19 protein-coding genes are annotated in these 17,696 nt (G+C 70.1%); 12 read left to right on the plus strand and 7 right to left on the minus strand.

What is annotated here, in order from left to right:
- The first annotated feature begins 9 nt into the window (after window positions 1-9).
- On the plus strand, window positions 10-126 hold the full coding sequence (locus tag E1288_RS16050; RefSeq protein WP_268951839.1) for a hypothetical protein: 117 nt from the start codon (window positions 10-12) through the stop codon (window positions 124-126).
- A 206-nt stretch (window positions 127-332) separates the two neighbouring features.
- Window positions 333-830 (plus strand): COG4315 family predicted lipoprotein, encoded by a 498-nt coding sequence (locus E1288_RS16055; protein ID WP_235883585.1) that lies wholly within the window; start codon window positions 333-335, stop codon window positions 828-830.
- 22 nt (window positions 831-852) lie between these two features.
- Here the strand turns inward: E1288_RS16055 and E1288_RS16060 are convergent, their stop codons facing one another.
- A complete protein-coding gene (locus E1288_RS16060; RefSeq protein WP_132485836.1) occupies window positions 853-1,323 on the minus strand; it encodes an Asp23/Gls24 family envelope stress response protein in 471 nt (156 codons plus the stop codon).
- A gap of 255 nt (window positions 1,324-1,578) precedes the next feature.
- Between E1288_RS16060 and E1288_RS16065 the strand changes: the two genes are divergently transcribed.
- The 4 genes from E1288_RS16065 (at window position 1,579) to E1288_RS16080 (ending at window position 5,771) form a co-directional block, all read left to right on the plus strand.
- Entirely contained in the window at window positions 1,579-2,649 is a 1,071-nt protein-coding gene (locus E1288_RS16065) for a LacI family DNA-binding transcriptional regulator (protein ID WP_132485838.1), read from the plus strand.
- Window positions 2,650-2,783: 134 nt separating this feature from the next.
- Window positions 2,784-4,019 (plus strand): MFS transporter, encoded by a 1,236-nt coding sequence (locus E1288_RS16070; protein WP_207954376.1) that lies wholly within the window; start codon window positions 2,784-2,786, stop codon window positions 4,017-4,019.
- Between the two features lie 28 nt (window positions 4,020-4,047).
- Window positions 4,048-4,812, plus strand: a complete 765-nt coding sequence (locus tag E1288_RS16075) for an SDR family oxidoreductase (RefSeq protein ID WP_132485840.1) — start codon at window positions 4,048-4,050, stop codon at window positions 4,810-4,812.
- Window positions 4,813-4,838: 26 nt separating this feature from the next.
- Window positions 4,839-5,771 carry a BKACE family enzyme gene (locus E1288_RS16080; RefSeq protein WP_132485842.1) on the plus strand — a complete coding sequence of 311 codons (933 nt, stop codon included), beginning with the start codon at window positions 4,839-4,841 and terminating at the stop codon, window positions 5,769-5,771.
- A gap of 40 nt (window positions 5,772-5,811) precedes the next feature.
- Here E1288_RS16080 and E1288_RS16085 read toward each other — a convergent pair whose 3' ends face one another.
- Together E1288_RS16085 and E1288_RS16090 are read right to left on the minus strand one after the other, a co-directional pair.
- Complete coding sequence (locus E1288_RS16085; RefSeq protein WP_207954377.1) at window positions 5,812-6,948, minus strand: magnesium and cobalt transport protein CorA; 1,137 nt, start codon at window positions 6,946-6,948, stop codon at window positions 5,812-5,814.
- Window positions 6,949-7,308: 360 nt separating this feature from the next.
- The gene (locus tag E1288_RS16090; RefSeq protein WP_132485844.1) at window positions 7,309-8,427 is read right to left on the minus strand and encodes an NADH:flavin oxidoreductase; all 1,119 of its coding nucleotides are present in this window, start codon (window positions 8,425-8,427) and stop codon (window positions 7,309-7,311) included.
- 109 nt (window positions 8,428-8,536) lie between these two features.
- Here E1288_RS16090 and E1288_RS16095 point away from each other — a divergent pair, with 109 nt between their 5' ends.
- Window positions 8,537-9,019 (plus strand): RrF2 family transcriptional regulator, encoded by a 483-nt coding sequence (locus E1288_RS16095; protein ID WP_235883586.1) that lies wholly within the window; start codon window positions 8,537-8,539, stop codon window positions 9,017-9,019.
- Window positions 9,020-9,098: 79 nt separating this feature from the next.
- Here the strand turns inward: E1288_RS16095 and E1288_RS16100 are convergent, their stop codons facing one another.
- Window positions 9,099-9,716: a TetR/AcrR family transcriptional regulator gene (locus tag E1288_RS16100; protein ID WP_132486035.1), complete on the minus strand. Its 618-nt coding sequence runs from the start codon at window positions 9,714-9,716 to the stop codon at window positions 9,099-9,101.
- A 99-nt stretch (window positions 9,717-9,815) separates the two neighbouring features.
- Between E1288_RS16100 and E1288_RS16105 the strand changes: the two genes are divergently transcribed.
- A complete protein-coding gene (locus E1288_RS16105) occupies window positions 9,816-10,865 on the plus strand; it encodes an NAD(P)-dependent alcohol dehydrogenase (protein ID WP_132485846.1) in 1,050 nt (349 codons plus the stop codon).
- Window positions 10,866-10,982: 117 nt separating this feature from the next.
- Here E1288_RS16105 and E1288_RS46960 read toward each other — a convergent pair whose 3' ends face one another.
- The gene (locus E1288_RS46960; protein WP_165968136.1) at window positions 10,983-11,144 is read right to left on the minus strand and encodes a hypothetical protein; all 162 of its coding nucleotides are present in this window, start codon (window positions 11,142-11,144) and stop codon (window positions 10,983-10,985) included.
- A 54-nt stretch (window positions 11,145-11,198) separates the two neighbouring features.
- Here E1288_RS46960 and E1288_RS16110 point away from each other — a divergent pair, with 54 nt between their 5' ends.
- Both E1288_RS16110 and E1288_RS16120 read left to right on the plus strand, forming a co-directional pair.
- Window positions 11,199-12,107, plus strand: coding sequence for a Vgb family protein (locus tag E1288_RS16110; protein WP_132485848.1), 909 nt, complete (start codon window positions 11,199-11,201; stop codon window positions 12,105-12,107).
- 722 nt (window positions 12,108-12,829) lie between these two features.
- Window positions 12,830-13,879, plus strand: coding sequence for a polyprenyl synthetase family protein (locus E1288_RS16120; protein WP_132485850.1), 1,050 nt, complete (start codon window positions 12,830-12,832; stop codon window positions 13,877-13,879).
- Window positions 13,880-14,207: 328 nt separating this feature from the next.
- On the opposite strand, the gene E1288_RS16125 is transcribed toward E1288_RS16120, so the two are convergent.
- The gene (locus E1288_RS16125; RefSeq protein WP_132485852.1) at window positions 14,208-14,747 is read right to left on the minus strand and encodes a carboxymuconolactone decarboxylase family protein; all 540 of its coding nucleotides are present in this window, start codon (window positions 14,745-14,747) and stop codon (window positions 14,208-14,210) included.
- A 58-nt stretch (window positions 14,748-14,805) separates the two neighbouring features.
- The gene (locus E1288_RS16130) at window positions 14,806-16,227 is read right to left on the minus strand and encodes an MFS transporter (protein ID WP_132485854.1); all 1,422 of its coding nucleotides are present in this window, start codon (window positions 16,225-16,227) and stop codon (window positions 14,806-14,808) included.
- A gap of 335 nt (window positions 16,228-16,562) precedes the next feature.
- On the opposite strand from E1288_RS16130, the gene E1288_RS16135 reads away from it, so the two are divergent.
- Window positions 16,563-17,399 carry a hypothetical protein gene (locus E1288_RS16135; RefSeq protein WP_207954378.1) on the plus strand — a complete coding sequence of 279 codons (837 nt, stop codon included), beginning with the start codon at window positions 16,563-16,565 and terminating at the stop codon, window positions 17,397-17,399.
- Window positions 17,400-17,479: 80 nt separating this feature from the next.
- Entirely contained in the window at window positions 17,480-17,686 is a 207-nt protein-coding gene (locus E1288_RS16140) for a heavy-metal-associated domain-containing protein (protein WP_132485856.1), read from the plus strand.
- Window positions 17,687-17,696 lie beyond the last annotated feature (10 nt).

Below are 17,696 nucleotides of genomic sequence, written 5' to 3' on the forward strand. Positions count from 1 at the left end.
GGTGCGCGGTTGGCGTTGCATCTGGCGTTGGAGTTGAAGCGTCGTGGTGGTGGGGTTGGTGCGGCGGCGTTGTGCGGTGGTGGTGGGCAGGGTGACGCCCTGATCCTCCGCGTACCAACAGCCTGACGAAACAGACGCGCTGATGGCCGGTCGGGGACTTCCGGCCCTGTGCTCGGCCGCCCGGCGGGTTCCACCCTCGTGCTGTGCTTGGGAGGTGGTCGTTTTTTCGGCCACCTCGAACCCGGCTCCGGATCAGGATGCGTCGATGGCGAGGTTCGGCGGCCTCGCCCTGGGGAGGCGCGATGGCCCACTTGGCGCGAGACCGTGCAGCCGTGCTGCGAAGCATCGGGCTGGCGGGAGGTGTCCTGGCCCTCGCGACCGCATGCGTGCCCGTCGGGGAGGAGCCCGCGGGCAGCGGACCTGGAACACCCCCGCCACCGACGATGGCCCCGCCGGTCACCGGCGGCGCCATTGCGGTCCAGACCCGCGAAGTGCCCAACCTCGGCGCCGTGCTCACGGGCCCGGACGGGCGCACGGTGTACCTGTTCGACAAGGATCGAAGCGACCAGCTGGCCTGCCTGGAGGCGTGCGCAGGCGATTGGCCGCCGCTGACCACGACCGCTCCGCCCATCGCGGGGCCGGCCGTGAACCCGGCCCTGCTCGCCACGACCCGGCGCCCGGACGGCAGCACGCAGGTCGTCTACAACGGGCACCCGCTGTACTACTACGTCGGCGATGAACTGGCGGGCCAGGCCAACGGCCAAGCCGTGAACTCCAACGGTGGCAACTGGTACGCGATCTCACCTGCGGGAAACCGGATCGGCGGGTAGGCCGTGCGGTGCCCGGCCGCAATCATTCGACGCGTGCGGGCGCCGCCTCCTCCTCACCGGGCAGGCGGATGTCGATGACCTCGATGTTGACCTCCACGACCTGCAGCCCGGTCATGCGTTCCACGCCGGTGATGACGTTGCGCCGCACCGCTCGTGCCAGCTCCACCAGGGAAACGCCGTAATCCACGATGATCTGCAGGTCGATCGCGGTCTGCTTCTCGCCCACTTCCACGTTCGCGCCCGAGGTCTGCGCGGCGCTGGCGCCGGGAATGCGCTCCCTCAGCGCGCCGAACGCCCGTGCCATCCCGCCGCCCAGCGCGGCCACCCCAGGGACTTCGCGGGTGGCCGTCACCGCGATCTTCTGCACCACCACGACCCCGATCGTCGTGCGGCCCTGACCGGTCTCGGCGACTTCGCCGGTCGTCGTGGTCCACCTGACAGCCTCGGTGGTCTCCGCCTGCTCTTTCGATGTTCTTCCGCCCGATTCGGCCATCGCTGCCGTCTCCCTGTTCGATTTCGGCTCGCGCGCGTCTCGCCTCGAGATTCGGTGATGACTGGCTGCCTACCAGTCTGCGACGTTCGCGCACTGTCGGCAGGTCGTCGCAGGGCGTGCTCGTCGGGCAGTGCCGAACGCGCGGCCGGCTGTCGCCGGGGGAGGCCGTCAGCTTAATGTTGCTTAACGTTCAGCGAGCGCCTTAGGTTCACCCCGGATCTGAGATCCGCATCGCACGTCAAGGGAGACTCGGCTGTGGAGATCGCGACTCGTCGCTCCTCGCGCCGACCGGGCACGGTCTCGGCGGCCGCGGTGGCGCGCGCCGCCGGCGTTTCCACCGCCGCCGTCTCCTACGTGATGAACGGAAAGGGCGGGGTGGCGCCGGAAACGCGCCGGCACATCCTCGCCGTCGCCGATGAAATCGGTTTTCGCCCGCCGAACCGGGGAAAGCCGGTCGACCCGAATCGCACCCGCGTCATCGGGCTGGTGCAACCCAACATCATCAATCCGACCTATCCGCGATTCGCGCAGAGCATCGTTTCCGCGGCCGCCGAAGCCGGGTACGAGGTATTCGTCGCGACCACCCAGGACGACCTCCGGACGCTGGGCAAGGTCTCCAGCAGCCTGGTGCACCGCAACGTCGACGGGGTCGTCCTGAGCGCCGCGTTCCGGGAGGACGCCACCGCGTTGCGGACCCTGCGCGCCGCCCGGATCCCGTACGTCTACCTGTCGCGGAGATCCCAGTACCTGGAGGGCGATTTCGTCGGCATCGACGACGCCGCAGCGGCGACGTCGTTGATGGAGCACGTGCTGGCGCACGGCCACACCGACATCGCCGCCGTGATCGGGCCGCGGTTCTCCTCGGCGTCCCTGGCCCGGGAGCAGGCCTTCGTGTCGACCGCCCGCGCGCACGGCGTCGACATCGGCGGCGACCGCAAGATCAGCACCGAGCTCAACAGCGACGGCGGCCGCCGCGCGGCGGCCCGCCTGTTCGCCCGCGACGATCCGCCGAGCGCCATCGTGTGCGGCAGCGACGAGCTCGCGATCGGCATCCTGGAGTACGCGGTGGAACACGGCATCCGGGTGCCCGAGGACGTCGCGGTGACCGGGCACGACGGCATTCCGCACAGCATGTCCGGGCTGATCGGGCTCACCACCGTCATGCAGCCGCACGAGGAAATGGGCCGGGAGGCCTTCGGAATGCTGCTCAAACGCATGGAAAAGCCGTCGAACAGCTACCAATCGCTGGTGTGCGCGCACCGCCTGCACATCGGCCGGACCTGCGGTTGCGAACCGACCCGGGCCGCCGAGAAATACCGCCGCTGAAAAAGCGAATTCCCGAAGAAGAACCCGACCATCCGGCACGCCGGAAAAGAACCGAAGGTCACGCCATGCCGAAAAGCGCCCCAGAATCGGTGATGCGCTCGCCCAGCGAGCTGAACGGAGTCATTTTCCGGAAGTTGCTCCCGCTGCTGATCGGGGCCTACATCATCAGCTTCCTGGACCGGACCAACATCGGTATCGCGAAGGAACACCTGCAGATCGACCTGGGCATTTCGGCGACCGCCTACGGGATCGGCGCCGGGCTGTTCTTCATCACCTACGCGCTGGCGGAGATCCCGTCGAACCTGATCCTGCACCGGGTCGGGGCGCGGTTCTGGATCACCCGGATCATGATCACCTGGGGCCTGGTGTCCGCCGGGATGGCCTTCGTGCAGGGCGAGTGGTCCTTCTACATCATGCGGATGCTGCTCGGAGTGGCCGAGGCCGGCCTGTTCCCGGGCGTCATGTACTTCCTGACGCAGTGGTTCACCCGCGCCGACCGCGCCAAGGCCAACGGCCTGTTCCTGCTCGGCGTGTCCGCGGCGAGCATCCTCGGCCCGCCGCTGGGCGGCCTGCTGCTCGGGATGGGCGGCCTCGGCGGCATGCACGGCTGGCAGTGGATGTTCCTGATCGAGGGGCTTCCGGCCTGCCTGTTCGCCTTCGTGGTGTGGAAGAAGCTGCCCGACCGGCCGGACCAGGCGAAGTTCCTGACCGCGGCCGAAGCCGAAGACCTGCAGCGCCGCATCGCCGCCGAGGACGAGGCGGGCGCGGAGGCGTCCGGCACGCACAGCATGCGCCAGGTGTGGCGGGACAAGCAGATCCTGCTGGTGGTCGCGATCTACCTGTCGCAGCAGATCGCGGTGTACGCGCTGTCCTACTTCCTGCCGTCGATCATCGGCACCTACGGCGAGCTGTCGTCGCTGCAGATCGGGTTGCTGACCTCGGTCCCGTGGATCTTCGCCGGTCTGGGCGCGTTCCTGGTGCCGCGGTTCGCCGTCAACGGCGGCAGCTCCCGCAGGCTGGTCACCATCACGATGGGCGGGATCTGCGTCGGTTTCGCGCTGGGCGCGGTCTCCGGCCCGGTCGTCGGCCTGATCGGGTTCTGCCTCGGCGCGTTCTCGTTCTTCGCGATGCAGCCGATCCTCTACACGTTCCCGGCGTCCCGGCTGAGCGGGGCGACCCTGGCGGGCGGCATCGCGTTCGTCAACACCATCGGGCTGTTCGGCGGATTCCTCGGCCCGTACGCGATGGGCGCGATGGAGGACTTCACCGGCAGCAAGCTGTCCGGCCTGTGGTTCGTCGTCGGCGTGTGCGCCATCGGCACCGCGCTGTCGTTCTTCCTCAAGTACGGCGACGCCGAACGGCGTTCGTGAATCCGGAGTTCCAGGAAGGGTGCAGGAAGTGGATTTCTCGGGAAAGCGGGTGCTCGTCACCGCCGGTGCGGACGGCATCGGGCTGGCGATCGCCGGCCGGTTCGCCGGGCTGGGCGCCCGCGTGCTCGTCACCGACATCAACGAGGACGCGGTGCGGGCGGCCGGGCGACGGGGCCTGGCGGCCCGGGTCTCGGACGCTTCGAGCGAAGCGCAGGTCGAGGAGCTGATGGGGGCCGTGCGCGCGGAGCTCGGCGGCCTGGACGTGCTGGTCAACAACGCGGGCATCGCCGGTCCGACCGGGCCGGTGGAAACGCTGGACGGTGCCGCGTGGGCGCGGACCTTCGAGGTCAACGTCCACAGCCAGTTCTACTGCGTGAAGCACGGGTTGCCGCTGCTGCGCGAGGCCACCGACGCGTCCATCGTGAACCTCTCCTCGGCCGCGGGGCGGCTCGGCATGGCCGGGCGCAGCGCGTACTCGGCGTCGAAGTGGGCGGTGGTGGGCTTCACCAAGACCCTGGCGATCGAGCTCGGCCCGGAGGGGATCCGGGCGAACGCGATCTGCCCCGGCGCGGTCGACGGCCCGCGCATCCGCGCGGTCATCGAGGCGAAGGCGGAGATGCTGGGCAGGCCGGTGGCGGAGATCGCGGCCACCTACCAGGACCAGTCGTCGATGCGCCGGCTGGTCACCGCCGAGGACATCGCGGACATGGCCGCGTTCCTGGCGAGCCCGCTGGCCCGCAACGTCAACGGCCAGGCGATGGCGGTCGACGGCAACACCGAGAAGCTCTACTGACGATCCACTGTGGAGGTTTGACGCAGATGGCAACCGGTCGCAAGGTCATCATCACGTGCGCGGTGACGGGCGCGATCCACACCCCGTCGATGTCTGAGCACCTTCCCGTCTCGCCGGCGGAGATCGCCGAGGCGGCGCTGGGCGCGGCCGAGGCGGGGGCGGCGATCGTGCACCTGCACGCCCGCGACCCCGAGGACGGCAGGCCCTCGCAGGACCCCGCCCACTTCGAACCGATCCTGGCGCAGCTGAAGTCCCACACCGACGCGGTCATCAACATCACCACCGGCGGCTCACCGCACATGACCGTGCAGGAGCGGATGCGGCCCGCCGCGGTGTTCAAGCCGGAGCTGGCATCGCTGAACATGGGCTCGATGAACTTCGGCCTCTACCCGATGCTGGACCGCTTCAAGGAATTCCGGCACGACTGGGAGCGGGAGGCCCTGGAGAAGAGCCGGGACCTGGTGTTCAAGAACACCTTCGCCGACATCGAGGCGATCCTGGCCATCGGCGCGGAGAACGGCACCCGGTTCGAGTTCGAGTGCTACGACATCGCGCACCTCAACAACCTGGCGCACTTCGCTTCGCGGGGCCTGGTGCGGGGCCCGCTGTTCGTGCAGTCGGTGTTCGGGCTGCTGGGCGGGATCGGCGCGCACCCCGAGGACCTGATGCACATGCGCCGCACGGCGGACCGCCTGCTCGGCGACTCCTACCAGTGGTCGATCCTGGGCGCGGGCCGCAACCAGATCCCGCTGGCCACCATCGGCGCGGCCCAGGGCTCGCACGTGCGCGTCGGGCTGGAGGATTCGCTGTGGATCGGGCCCGGTGAGCTGGCCAAGACCAACGCCGACCAGGTGACGCGCATCCGCACCGTGCTGGAGGCGCTGAACCTGGAGGTCGCCACCCCCGACGAGGCCCGCGAGATCCTGCGGCTCAAGGGCAAGGACCAGGTCGGCTTCTGACGGCTCGCCGCCTGAGCCGGAGCCCGGTGCGGGCTCCGGCTCACAACCAGTTGCGGCGCTTGAAGATCGTGTAGAGGCTCAGGCAGACCACCAGCATGAGGACGACCGCGAAGGGGTAGCCCAGGCCCCAGTGGAGTTCGGGCATGAAGTCGAAGTTCATCCCGTACACCGTGCCGATCAGGGTGGGCGCGAACAGGATCGCCGCCCACGACGAGATCTTCTTGATCTCCTCGTTCTGCGCGTAGCTGGCCTCGGTCATCCGCTTCATCTCTTCGTTCTGGGCCTGGGTGACCAGAGTGGCGTTGACCGTGAGGATGTTGTCGAGCATCTGGCGGAACCCGTCGACGCGCTCGGCGACCGTGGTGGCGTGGTCGGCGACGTCGCGCAGGTAGCGCTGCAGCTCCTCGTCGATGCGGTACTTCTGGAAGCCCGCCTCCAGGCTCCGCAGGATGGCCAGCAGCGGCTGCGTCGCCCGCTGGAACTCGATGACCTCGCGGGACAGCTCGTAGATGCGCCGCGAAACGTTCGGGTTCGCCTCGAAGACCTCGGTCTCGATCTCGTCGATGTCGTTCTGTAGGCCCGCGATGACCGGCGCGTAGCCGTCGACGACGTTGTCCAGCACCGCGTACAGCACGGCCTCCGGGCCGCGCCGCAGCAGATCCGGGTCGTCCTCCATGCGGCGGCGCACCACCGACAGGTCGGGGGACTGGCCGTGGCGGACGGTGAGCACGAAGTTGGGGCCGATGAACAGGTGCAGTTCGCCGAAGCTGACCTCTTCGGCCTCATCCACGTAGGTGGCGGCGCGCAGCACCACGAACAGCGTGTCGCCGTAGCGTTCGATCTTGGGGCGCTGGTGGGCGACGATCGCGTCCTCGACGGCGAGCTTGTGGAGATCGAATTCGTCGGCGGCGGCCAGCAGTTCCTCTTCGGCGGGGCGGTACAGCCCGATCCACGCCATCGTGCCGGGCTCGTCCCGCAGCAGCCGGTAGGTCTCGGCGAGGCTGGACGGGGTGGCGGTCCGGACGCCGTCGCGGTAGATCGCGGTGTCGATCAGCGGCCGGTCCGCCAGCGGCCGCTCGTCGGCGGAGCGGGGGTCCATGGAGTGCTCTGGAGCGGCGGGCCCGGACTGCTCCGGGGTGCGCCGGGGGCGCTTGCGCAGGGGACGCCATTCGGGCACGAGGACCTCCTGGGCGGTCGGAGCATGCGTGGGCCGAGCGAGCGCCCGGCGGCTGCGATCGAGGCCAGCCTACTCAGTCCAGGCCGAGGTCCGCTGACATCGGTCTCATCGCCGGTCTGCCCGTCGAGCATCATCCGCCCCCGAACTCGTCTGCACCTTACGCCGTCCGCTGTGCGCTCAGGAGAGTCCTATGTGCACAACCAGCGGTGGACGTCGGACGACCGGGCCCGCAGCAGGGAAGGGCGTCTCCGTCCGGGCTGCCGCAGTCCTGTGTGGACCAATGGACGTTCGATGTGCGAAGTGCGGCGGGGCGGGCGCTTTCGGTCGACGTCAACGCCCGCCCTTCCGCGGAACCGGTCGTCAGTGCAGGGTTTGCAGCGCGTCCTTGCTGAACGGGACCAGTTCCGCCAGGCGGCCGCCGAGGACCTTGTCCCCCCACTCGGGGTCGGCGATCAGTGCTCGACCGACGGCGACGAGGTCGAACTCGTCGCGCTCCAGGTGTTCGGCGAGCCGCTCGATGCTCTCCACCGCCGCGGCGGCTCCCGTGATGGCGCCGGGCTCGAAGACCTTGTCGAGGCCGACCGAGCCGACGGTGATGACCGGCTTGCCGGTGAGCTTCTTCGTCCACCCGGCGACGTTCAGGTCCGACCCGGATTCGGGGAACTCCGGCACCCAGTAGCGGCGTCCGGAGGCGTGGAAGGCGTCGACTCCCGCGTCGGCCAGCGGGGTAAGCAGGGATTCGAGCTCGCCGGGGTCCTCGGCGAGCCGGGCGTCGTAGTGGTTGGCCTTCCACTGGGAGAACCGCAGCACGACCGGGAAGTCCGGCGCGACCCGCTCGCGGACGGCGGCCACGATGTCGGCGGCGAACTTGGTCCGGGAGAGCAGGTCGCCGCCGTAGGCGTCGGTGCGCTGGTTGGTGCGCTCCCACAGGAACTGGTCGATGAGGTAGCCGTGCGCGCCGTGCAGTTCCACGCCGTCGAAGCCGATCCGCTCGGCCGCCTGCGCGGCGTCGGCGAACGCGCTGATGACGTCGTCGATGTCGGACAGCGTCAGCGGCTCGCCCGCGCCGGGCATGCCGTCCAGCGTGAGCCCGGACGGTCCCACGGACGGGGCCTCCGGGAACGGCGGTGCGCCCGCCGGCCGCTGGATCCCGACGTGCCAGATCTGCGGCATGATCTTGCCGCCGTGCGCGTGCACGGCCTCCACGACGCGGCTCCAGCCGGCGAGCTGCTGCTCGCCGTGGAAGCGGGGGACCCCGTCGCTGAAGCCGGCGGACCGGTGGTCGATGAAGGTGCCCTCGGTGATGATCAGGCCGGTCCCCGCCGCGGCGCGGCGGGCGTAGTAGGCGGCCACGTCCTCGCCGGGAACACCACCGGGGGAGAGCTGGCGGGTCATGGGTGCCATGACGATCCGGTTCGGCAGCTCGGCCGAACCCAACGTGAACGGGCGGGACAGTGCCTGAGCTGCGCGGGTGCTCACCGTGTCGGTCTCCTGCCGTGTGCTTGCGGGCGATCGCCCGCGTTTAAATGTTCAAGTCAAAGATACATTTAGCGGCGAGAAGTGCAACTGTGATAGTTGCTATTCTGGAGTGGGCGTCGGCGTCGATCCGCGGGAGGGGGTGGAGACCGTGCTGGACATCCGGTTCTCCCGCGCGTTGCAGGTGATGCTGTTCCTGGCGATCGCCGCCGAGGAGGACTCCGCCGCGTTGAGCTCGGCCCACCTGGCCGGCAGCCTGAACGCCAACCCGAGCCTGGTCCGCAAGCTCCTCGTGCCGCTGGCGAACGCCGGGTTGGTCGTCTGTGTCAAGGGTCGTGCCGGTGGGGCCCGGCTGGGACGCCCCGCGGATCAGATCACGCTGGCGGAGATCTACCGCTGCGCCGTCGGCGACAAGCCCCTGTGGGCCTGCTCGCCGGAGGCGGAGGACATGTGCCTGGTCACCGCGCGCTCAGGGGAGTACTTCGCCGCGCTCACCGCAGAGGCCGAGCAGGCGGTGCTCAATTCGCTCGGTGACCGCACGCTCGCCGAGAGCGTGCGCGAGCTGCGCGGCCTCGACGCGAAGTCCGGTCAGTAAGACTCGACGCCCCGCCGCTCCGGGGAACGACGGGGCGTGCTCGTCCGGCCAGTGCGAATTCCTTTGCTGCCCATGGGTTTCAGCGGCTCGGTGGTGGCTGCTTCGCGTGGCCTTCGATCGCGATGCGCGCGGCAGCGGTGGACTTCCGCACGACGAGTTCGGGGGAGTAGCCCTGCTTGGTGAACACGCCGTCGAGCCAGAACATGCCGTAGCCGTGCGCCTGGGTGAACAGCTGCTCCATCAGCTCCAGGGCCCCCTGGGGTGTGTCCGACACGGCCAGGCAGAGCATCAGGAACTGATCGGTCAGCCGCCGCGTCTGCTCGTGCAGCTCGGCGTGCTCGGGGCCCTGCAGGTCGTCCGCATAGATGACGTTCATGCCCGCGCGGCGCTCGAGGAGGTACTCCGTGTAGGCGCCGGCCGCCGCGGCGAGCGCGTCCACGGGATCGTCCCGGGTCTCGACGGCGGCCTGCACGCGTTCCGCGAGTTGGCACGCGACCGCGGCCGCGGCGGCCGCGAGCAGGCTCTCCCGTTCGGGGAAGTGCCGGTACGGCGCGCCCGGGCTGACCTTGGCCCGCCGCGCCACCTCCGCCACCGAGAAGCCGGCCAGGCCCCGTTCCGCGATCAGGTCCAGCGAGACGCGCACGAGCTCGGCGCGGAGGTCGCCGTGGTGGTACTTGCCGCCCATGTCGTGGATCACATCTTCCACTCGGAATATGTAAGAGGCCTCTTACGTCTCCAATGTAAGAGGCCTCTTACATGATCGGGGCCTGCTGCACAGCTGTTCCTTGGAGGATTCATGAGCACGATCACGCACGCTATCGCCGCACCGTCGCCGGGTGCACCCCTGGCGCCGACGACGATCGAGCGACGTGACCTGCGCCCGGACGACGTGCTGATCGACATCGCCTACGCCGGCATCTGCCACAGCGACATCCACCAGGCCAAGGAGGACTGGGGCGAGGCGATCTTCCCGATGGTGCCCGGGCACGAGATCGCCGGCGTGGTCGCCGCGGTCGGATCGGCCGTGACGAAGTACCAGGTCGGGGACCGGGTCGGGGTCGGCTGCATGGTCGATTCCTGCGGCGAGTGCGAGTACTGCCGGGCCGGCCGCGAGCAGTTCTGCGTCAAGGGCAACGTCCAGACCTACAACGGCGTCGGCTTCGACGGCGAGAACACCTACGGCGGCTACAGCCGGCAGGTCGTGGTGAAGGACGCCTTCGTGTGCCGGATCCCGGACGGCATCGGGCTGGACGTCGCCGCGCCGCTGCTGTGCGCGGGCATCACCACCTACTCGCCGCTGCGCCAGTGGGGTGCGGGCCCGGGCAAGAAGGTCGCCGTGATCGGGCTCGGCGGGCTGGGGCACATGGCGGTGAAGCTGGCCGCCGCGATGGGCGCCGAGGTGACGGTGCTCAGCCAGAGCCTGAAGAAGCAGGAGGACGGCCTGCGGCTGGGCGCGACCGACTACTTCGCGACCAGCGACGAGTCGACCTTCGAGGCGCTGGCGGGGCGGTTCGACCTCATCCTCAACACGGTCTCGGCGAAGCTCCCGATCGACGCCTACCTGGGGCTGCTGCGGGTGGGCGGCGCGATGGTCAACGTCGGGGCTCCCGGCGAACCGCTGTCCTACAACGCCTTCTCGCTGCTGGGCGGCAACAAGGTGCTGGCCGGGTCGATGATCGGCGGGATCGCCGAGACCCAGGAGATGCTGGACTTCTGCGCGGAGCACGGCATCGGCGCGGAGATCGAGCTGATCTCCGCGGGCCAGGTCAACGAGGCCTACGAGCGCGTCGAGAACAGCGACGTGCGGTACCGCTTCGTGATCGACACCGCCACCATCGGCGCCTGAGCAGGCGGAGCGCGAGGCCCGTTGTCCGGTGCGAAAGCGCTGGGCAGCGGGCCTTTCCGGCAGCCGTCCGGCTGCCGACCGCGGCGGCACCATCGTCTGGTTCGGCCGGGGCGACCATCATGCCGGGCGTGCTGGCGGCCTACGATGCGGCGCCTTGCGCGATCGTCGGCGGCCGAAGCGATCCGGCGCTTCGACGAAGCCGACGTCGAGCGGCTGCTTCGCGACGTGCAGCGGAAGTGTCCCGGTCGAACTCGTCACCGGGCACTGCAGGATGATCATGTCGGCCACTCCCGCCGACATCGAACGCATCTCGCAGCAGCACAAGGAGGTCGCATGACATCGACCGCGCGGATCGAGCAGCACGACGTCTCCGCCGAGGGCACCGGCCCGTACGCGGTCACCACCGGGCCGGACGGCGCGCTGTGGTTCACGATGGTGCGCAGCGGCCGGATCGGCCGGTTGGTGCCCGGAGGCGCGCTCACGAGCCACCAGCTCGACCCGGACAGCGGGCCGACGATCATCACCGTCGGGCCGGACGGGGCGCTCTGGTTCACCGAGTACCAGTCGCACCGGATCGGCCGGATCACCACCGCCGGCGAGATCGCCGAGTTCGACCTGCCCACGGCGCAATCCGGGCCGTACGGCCTGGCCGCCGGGCCGGACGGCGCGATGTGGTTCACCGAGACCGCCGCGAACCAGATCGGCCGGATCACGCCGGATGGTCAGGTGCGGGAGTTCCCGCTGCCGCTGGCCGGCGCGTTCCCGTCCGCGATCGCCGCCGGCGCCGACGGCGCGCTGTGGTTCACCATGAACATGGCCAACGTGATCGGGCGGATCGGCCCGGACGGCGAGGTCGCGGTCCACCCGCTGCCGACCGAGGCCGCCGCGCCGGTGGGCATCGCGGCAGGCCCGGACGGCGCGATCTGGTTCGTCGAGATCGGCGCGGGCCAGATCGGCCGGATCGGCACCGACGGCGGGATCGAGGAGTACCCGCTGCCCGACCGCGCCGCCCGGCCGCACGCCATCACCACCGGCCCGGACGGGGCGATGTGGTTCACCGAGTGGGGCACCGGCAGGGTCGGCTCGATCACCGCCGGAGGCGTCATCGTGGTGCACGACCTGCCCACACCCGGCTCGGAACCGCACGGCATCGCCCTCGGCCCGGACGGTGCACTGTGGACGGCGCTGGAGATCGGCGCCCTCGCCCGGATCGCCCCGCTCCCGGCCGGAACCGACGGCTGAATCCGGTGCAACAGCGTCGGCCGGAACTCCGGCCGGCGCGGGGGAGGAACCTGCTCGGCACGTGGTCGCCCGCCTCGACACCGCGAGGCAAGACCCCAGGTCACGCGGGCCGGTAGAGCGGTGCACCCGTAAATAGGCACTCGTGATCTTCGAGGCGGATGGGTCGCGCTGCCGGATCCGGACCGACCCGGACGGCTGCTGCAAGGCGTACGAGACGTGGATCGGCCAGGTCGCAGCGGCTGGCAAGCCGGTCGCTGCGACCTCGACGCCGAGCGCGACACCCCGGTGACGGTGCGTGCGGAGGCCAACGGATCGTCACCGGGCCGACGTTCGGCGGCTGGTTCGTGCTTGATGTGGCGGCCCCGGAGGAAGCCGTCGAACTGGCCAAGAGGCTCCCGGCCCCGGAGGCGATCGAGGCCCGCTAGGTCTTCGAATTCGCCTGAGCCGAACGCCGCATCCCGTCGGTCGTCGTCGACGGGAGGGGATGCGGCTGGATTCAACGCCCGATCTGGTGGTTGTACGGGCGCCACCAGCGGCAACACCGATTCCGGTGCGGCCGGGACGCATCGTGCGCGCCGGAATTTCGGCCGAAAGTATGAGGCGCCGGGCCGCCTTTCCTGGCCGATCGGTCGATCCCCGTTGCCACTTCGGCCGATCTGACCGGCCTCTTTGGACACGTAACGTCGGTCACGTCGGGATTGAAACCAGGATCGAGGCCGATCATGACCACACCGCCGGTCACCGCGAACACTGATCACGAGCTGCTGGCGAGCGCCAGCCGACGGGCTCGCGAGCTCACCGAACCACTGCTGCGCGATGCCGTCGCACGGCTCGGGCCATCGCTCGGGGCGATCGGTTCCTACCATTTTCGTTGGCACTCGCGGGATCCCGCCGCGACAGGCAAGGCCATCCGGCCCACGATGGCCGTGCTCGCCGCGGAGGCGGTCGGCGGCGAACCGTCGGCGGCGCTGCCCGCGGCCGCCGCCGTCGAGCTCGTCCACAACTTCAGCCTGATCCACGACGACCTCATCGACGGCGACGTGCTGAGACGCGGTCAGCCCGCGGTGTGGAAGGAGCACGGGGTTCCGGCGGCGATACTGCTCGGCGACGCCCTGCAGTCCGAAGCGTTCGCGATCCTGCTCGGCCAGGGCGGGGCGCACGCCGGTGCCGCAGTGGCCGCGCGCCTCGCCGCCTCGATGCGGGAGGTGGTCGTCGGCCAGGTCGAGGACATCCGGTTCACCGAACGGCCGTGGACGGGCGAGCTGGCGGTGGACGTCGCCGAGTACCAGGCGATGGCCGAGGCCAAAACCGGCGCGTTGCTCGGTTTTTCCGCTTCGGCGGGCGCCCTGCTGGCCGGTGCGGACGCCGCGACCGCGGAGTGCTTCGACCGCCTCGGCCGCAGCCTCGGGCTCGCCTTCCAGTGCACCGACGACGTGCTGGGAATCTGGGGAGATCCGGCGGCGACCGGCAAGCCGGTGCTCGGGGACCTGCGCGAGGGCAAGAAAACCCTGCCGATCATCGCCGCGCTGGCGGCGGAAGGCCCCGCGCGCGAGCGCCTGGTTTCGCTGGTCGGCGCCGAGGCGCGGACCGAAGCCGACCTGAGACTTGCTGCGGAGCTCGTCGAGGAGCTGGGCGGCCGGGAGTTCGCCGAACGCGAGGCCATGCGGCACCTCACGGGCGTCGCGGACTGCCTGGCATCGCTGCCGATGCCGGCGGAGATCCGCACGACCTTCGAGGCGCTGGCCCGGTCCTTGATCGGCCGGACCCGCTGAGGCTCCTGATCTTGGCTGGGATCGGAAGTTCGCCCGGCGTTTCCGGCTTCCGGTTTTGCCTGAAATCGGGAGCCAGGGCGCCTGAGCCGGTTCCCTTCCGGCGTGCCGGTCTGGTGGTTCGCGGCGCCGTCCGGCTGATCGGCAGTGATGTAGTGCCGGGCCTTGCGCGCGGGGCGGGATGCCGGAATGGAACACGCCGGGTGTCGGTTCTCGAAGCGATCGACGACATCGGCACGATCACGAACCGGACGGGCCGTCCTGGATCGGCCGCGCGGGCCTGCCCCTGGGAGTCGGCGTCATGCCCGGGGCATGATGCCGACTCCCAGGGTCAGCGCGCAGCGAGCTCCTCGGCGGGTTCCGGTTCGATGCCGGCGACGAGGTTGAAGGTGCCGGTGAGTTGGTTCAGGGCGACCAGCCCGACGACGTCGGCGATGGTGCGCTCGGTCCAGCCGTGGGCGGTGAGCGCGGCGATGTCGTCGTCGCCGATCGTCGCGGGTTCGGCCACCACGTTCACGACGAAGGCCAGCAGCGCGGCCTCCCGGGGGTCGATCGAGGTGCCCTGGCGGGCTAGGGCGATCTCGTTGTCGCTGAGGCCGAGGGCCTTCGCGGCGTCGGTGTGCGCGGCCAGGCAAGACGCGCAGCCGAGCCATTCCTGCACCGCCAGCGAGACCTTCTCGCCCAGCGCCGCGGGCAGCTTGGTCCGCTTCATCGCGCGGGAAAACGACAGGTAGCCGGTCAGCAGCGCGGGTGAGTGGGCCATGGTGCGGACCATGTCTCCGGCCGTGCCGTGGCGGCCGATGATCTCCACCAGCAGTTCGCTGGACTTGGCCGGTGCGTCGGCGGGTTCGAGCGGCTTGAGGCGTCGCATGTGGTGCTCCGGGGTTCGGGGCCGCCGCCCGCCCCGCGAGGCGGGCGGCGGCCGGTGGTCAGGCGTTCGTGATCTGGGGCTCGGTCGCGGAACGCTTGCCGCGCAAGCTCATCCCGGCGATGAGCGCACCGGCGATCGCGATGCCGGCGGCGCCGACGAAGGCGGCCGAGACACCGCTGGTGAGCGCGGCGGGATCGCCGATCCGGTCGACGCCCCGCGACGTCGCCAGCGCCGTCATCGCGGCCAGGCCCAGGGCCGACCCGATCTGGTAGCTGGTGTTGACGATTCCCGAGGCCAGCCCGCCCTCCTCGGGGCGGGCGGCGGAGATGGCGGTGCCCAGCGAGGGGACGAACGCCAGCGCCATGCCCGCCGCGGCCACCAGCGAGGCGGGCAGCACGTCGGCCGCGTAACTGCCGTCCGTTCGCACCAGGGCCAGCCACCCCAGCCCGAGCGCGAGCAGCACCAGGCCCGACACGATCATCGGTTTGACCCCGAAGCGGGCGGCCAGCTTCGGCGCGATGACGATCATCAGCAGCATGATGACCGTGGTCATCGGCAGCAGCGCGGAGCCGCTGGCGAAGGCGCCGAGGCCGAGCACCTGCTGCAGGTAGAGGTTCAGGAAGAACCACATCGGGATCCACGCCGCGCCCAGCAACAGCTGCGCGATGTTGGCCGCGCCGAGGTCCGGGGTCCGGAAGATGCCGAGCCGGACCAGGGGGGTGCGGCGCTTGGCCTGGACGACCACGAAGGCCGCCAGCAGCGCGACCGCCGCGACCAGGCCGATGACGGTTTCGGCGGAACCCCAACCGGTTTCGGGCGCGCGGACGATGGCGTAGACCGCGACGGCGAGCCCGCCGGTGGCGAGGAAAGCGCCGAGCAGGTCCGTGGAACCGCGCTGCGCCGAACCGGCCGGCATCAGGGCGGGGGTGAGCGCGAGCGCGAGCACCGCGATCGGGATGTTCAGGTAGAAGACCCACGGCCAGCTCAGGTATTCGGTGATGACACCGCCGAGGAAGACGCCGGCGGTCCCGCCAGCCGGGGCGGCGGCGCCGTAGAGCGCGAGGGCCTTGCCGAGCTCCTTCGGCGTTGCGCCGAAGAGCATCATCAGCAGCGTTAGCGCGGACGGAGCGATCAGCGCGGATCCCGCGCCTTGCAGCGCCCGCCCGGCCAGCTCGACCCACGCTGTGCCGGCGGCTCCGGCGACGGCGGAGCCGGCGAGCAGCACCAGCCAGCCGGCGGCGAACATCCGGCGTGCGCCGAGCAGGTCGGACAGCCTGCCGCCGAGCAGCAGCAGGCCGCCGAAGGCGATGACGTAGGCGTTGAACACCCACGAGAGGTTCTCCTGGGAGAAGCCCAGATCCGCCTGCATCCGCGGCAGGGCGACGCCGATGATCGAAGTGTCCATGATCACCATGAACTGGGCCAGGGCGATGAGCGCGAGCGCCCACCACCTGCGCGGCGATCGGGTTGGTGCGGACATGTCGGGACTCCTCGTGAGATTCGAATGATCGGATACTGATACCCCCTAGGGGTATAGACGAGTGGAGCCGGGATGTCCAGTCCGTACCGGTCGTCGATGTGATTGGGGTGGATGGCCTGGTTCGGGTTCTGCTCGATCCGGATCTCCTGTCGAGGTGCGGCGTTTTGCCGCGCTACCTCGGCGAATGGCCTTTCTGGTCCACCTGTTGCCATCTCGATCGACGACATACGCCTAAGGGGTATGTCGTGGATCACGTTGCGCCCCGGGCTGATCGTTTGGCATAGTCCTCCGTGTTCGAAAGATACCCCCAGGGGGTATGCGAGAAGGAGGCGGCGATGATGAACGAGTCGGCGAATGTCGGTCACCACCAGCACCACGCCCACCAGGGCCACGCGGCCGGTCACGAGCACCACGGTCAGCACGGTCACGCGGGCGCTCATCAGGGCCACGGGGCCGGGGGTGTGCCGCAGGGGCTGCAGATCACGAAGGACGGGTACACCTTCGTGCCGGAGACGACCCGGTTGGCGGCGGGCGGCGTCGCCGACTACCGGTTCCGGATCCTCGGGCCCGACGGTGCCGCGCTGACCTCGCTGGCCGAGGTGCACGGCAAGAAGATCCACCTCATCGTCGTCCGCCGGGACCTCACCGGGTTCTGGCACGTGCACCCCGTCGAGGTGGGCGGCGGCGCCTGGTCGGTGCCGCTGGAGCTCGCGGAAGCCGGGGAGTACCGGGTCTTCATCGACTTCCAGCCGGAAGGCGGGCCCGCGCTCACCCTCGGCGCGGACCTGGCGGTCGCCGGTGACTACCGGCCGCGCCCGGTGCCGGAGGTCGCCGCCGTCTCGGCGGTCGACGGCTACGAGGTCGAGCTCGGTGGGGCGCTGGTCGCCGGCCAGGCGAACCCGCTCGCCCTCGTGGTGCGCCGCGACGGCGCGCCGGTCACCGACCTGCAGCCGTACCTCGGCGCCTACGGGCACCTGGTCGCGCTCCAGCTGGGAGACCTGGCGTACCTGCACGTCCACCCGGACGGTTCGCCGGAGGATGGTGTGACCCGGCCGGGCCCCGAGGTCGCGTTCCACGCGGAAGTGCCGGGTCCGGGCACCTATCGCTTGTTCCTCGACTTCAAGCACGCGGGGAAGGTCCGCACCGCTCAGTTCACCGCGGTCGCCGAGTAGTCCACCGATATACCCCCTGCGGGTATGGTTGATACCCTGCCGGGGTACTGATCAAGTTCGTTCCCAGAAGAGGAGATCCGATGAGTGAGAGCACCTTCGTCGTCAAGGGCATGACGTGCTCGGGTTGCATGAGCAAGGTGACGTCCGCGGTCACGGGCGTCGAGGGCGTCACCGACGTCGACGTGGACATCAGCAACGGCGAGCTCACGGTCGTCAGCGCCTCGCCGGTCGACCCGGACGCGATCCGCAAGGCCGTCAACGAAGCCGGATACCAGGTCGCGGGCTGACGGCGGCGAA

Origin of the sequence: Saccharopolyspora elongata (genome assembly GCF_004348985.1) — a bacterium.
Classification (GTDB): Bacteria; Actinomycetota; Actinomycetes; order Mycobacteriales; family Pseudonocardiaceae; genus Saccharopolyspora; species Saccharopolyspora elongata.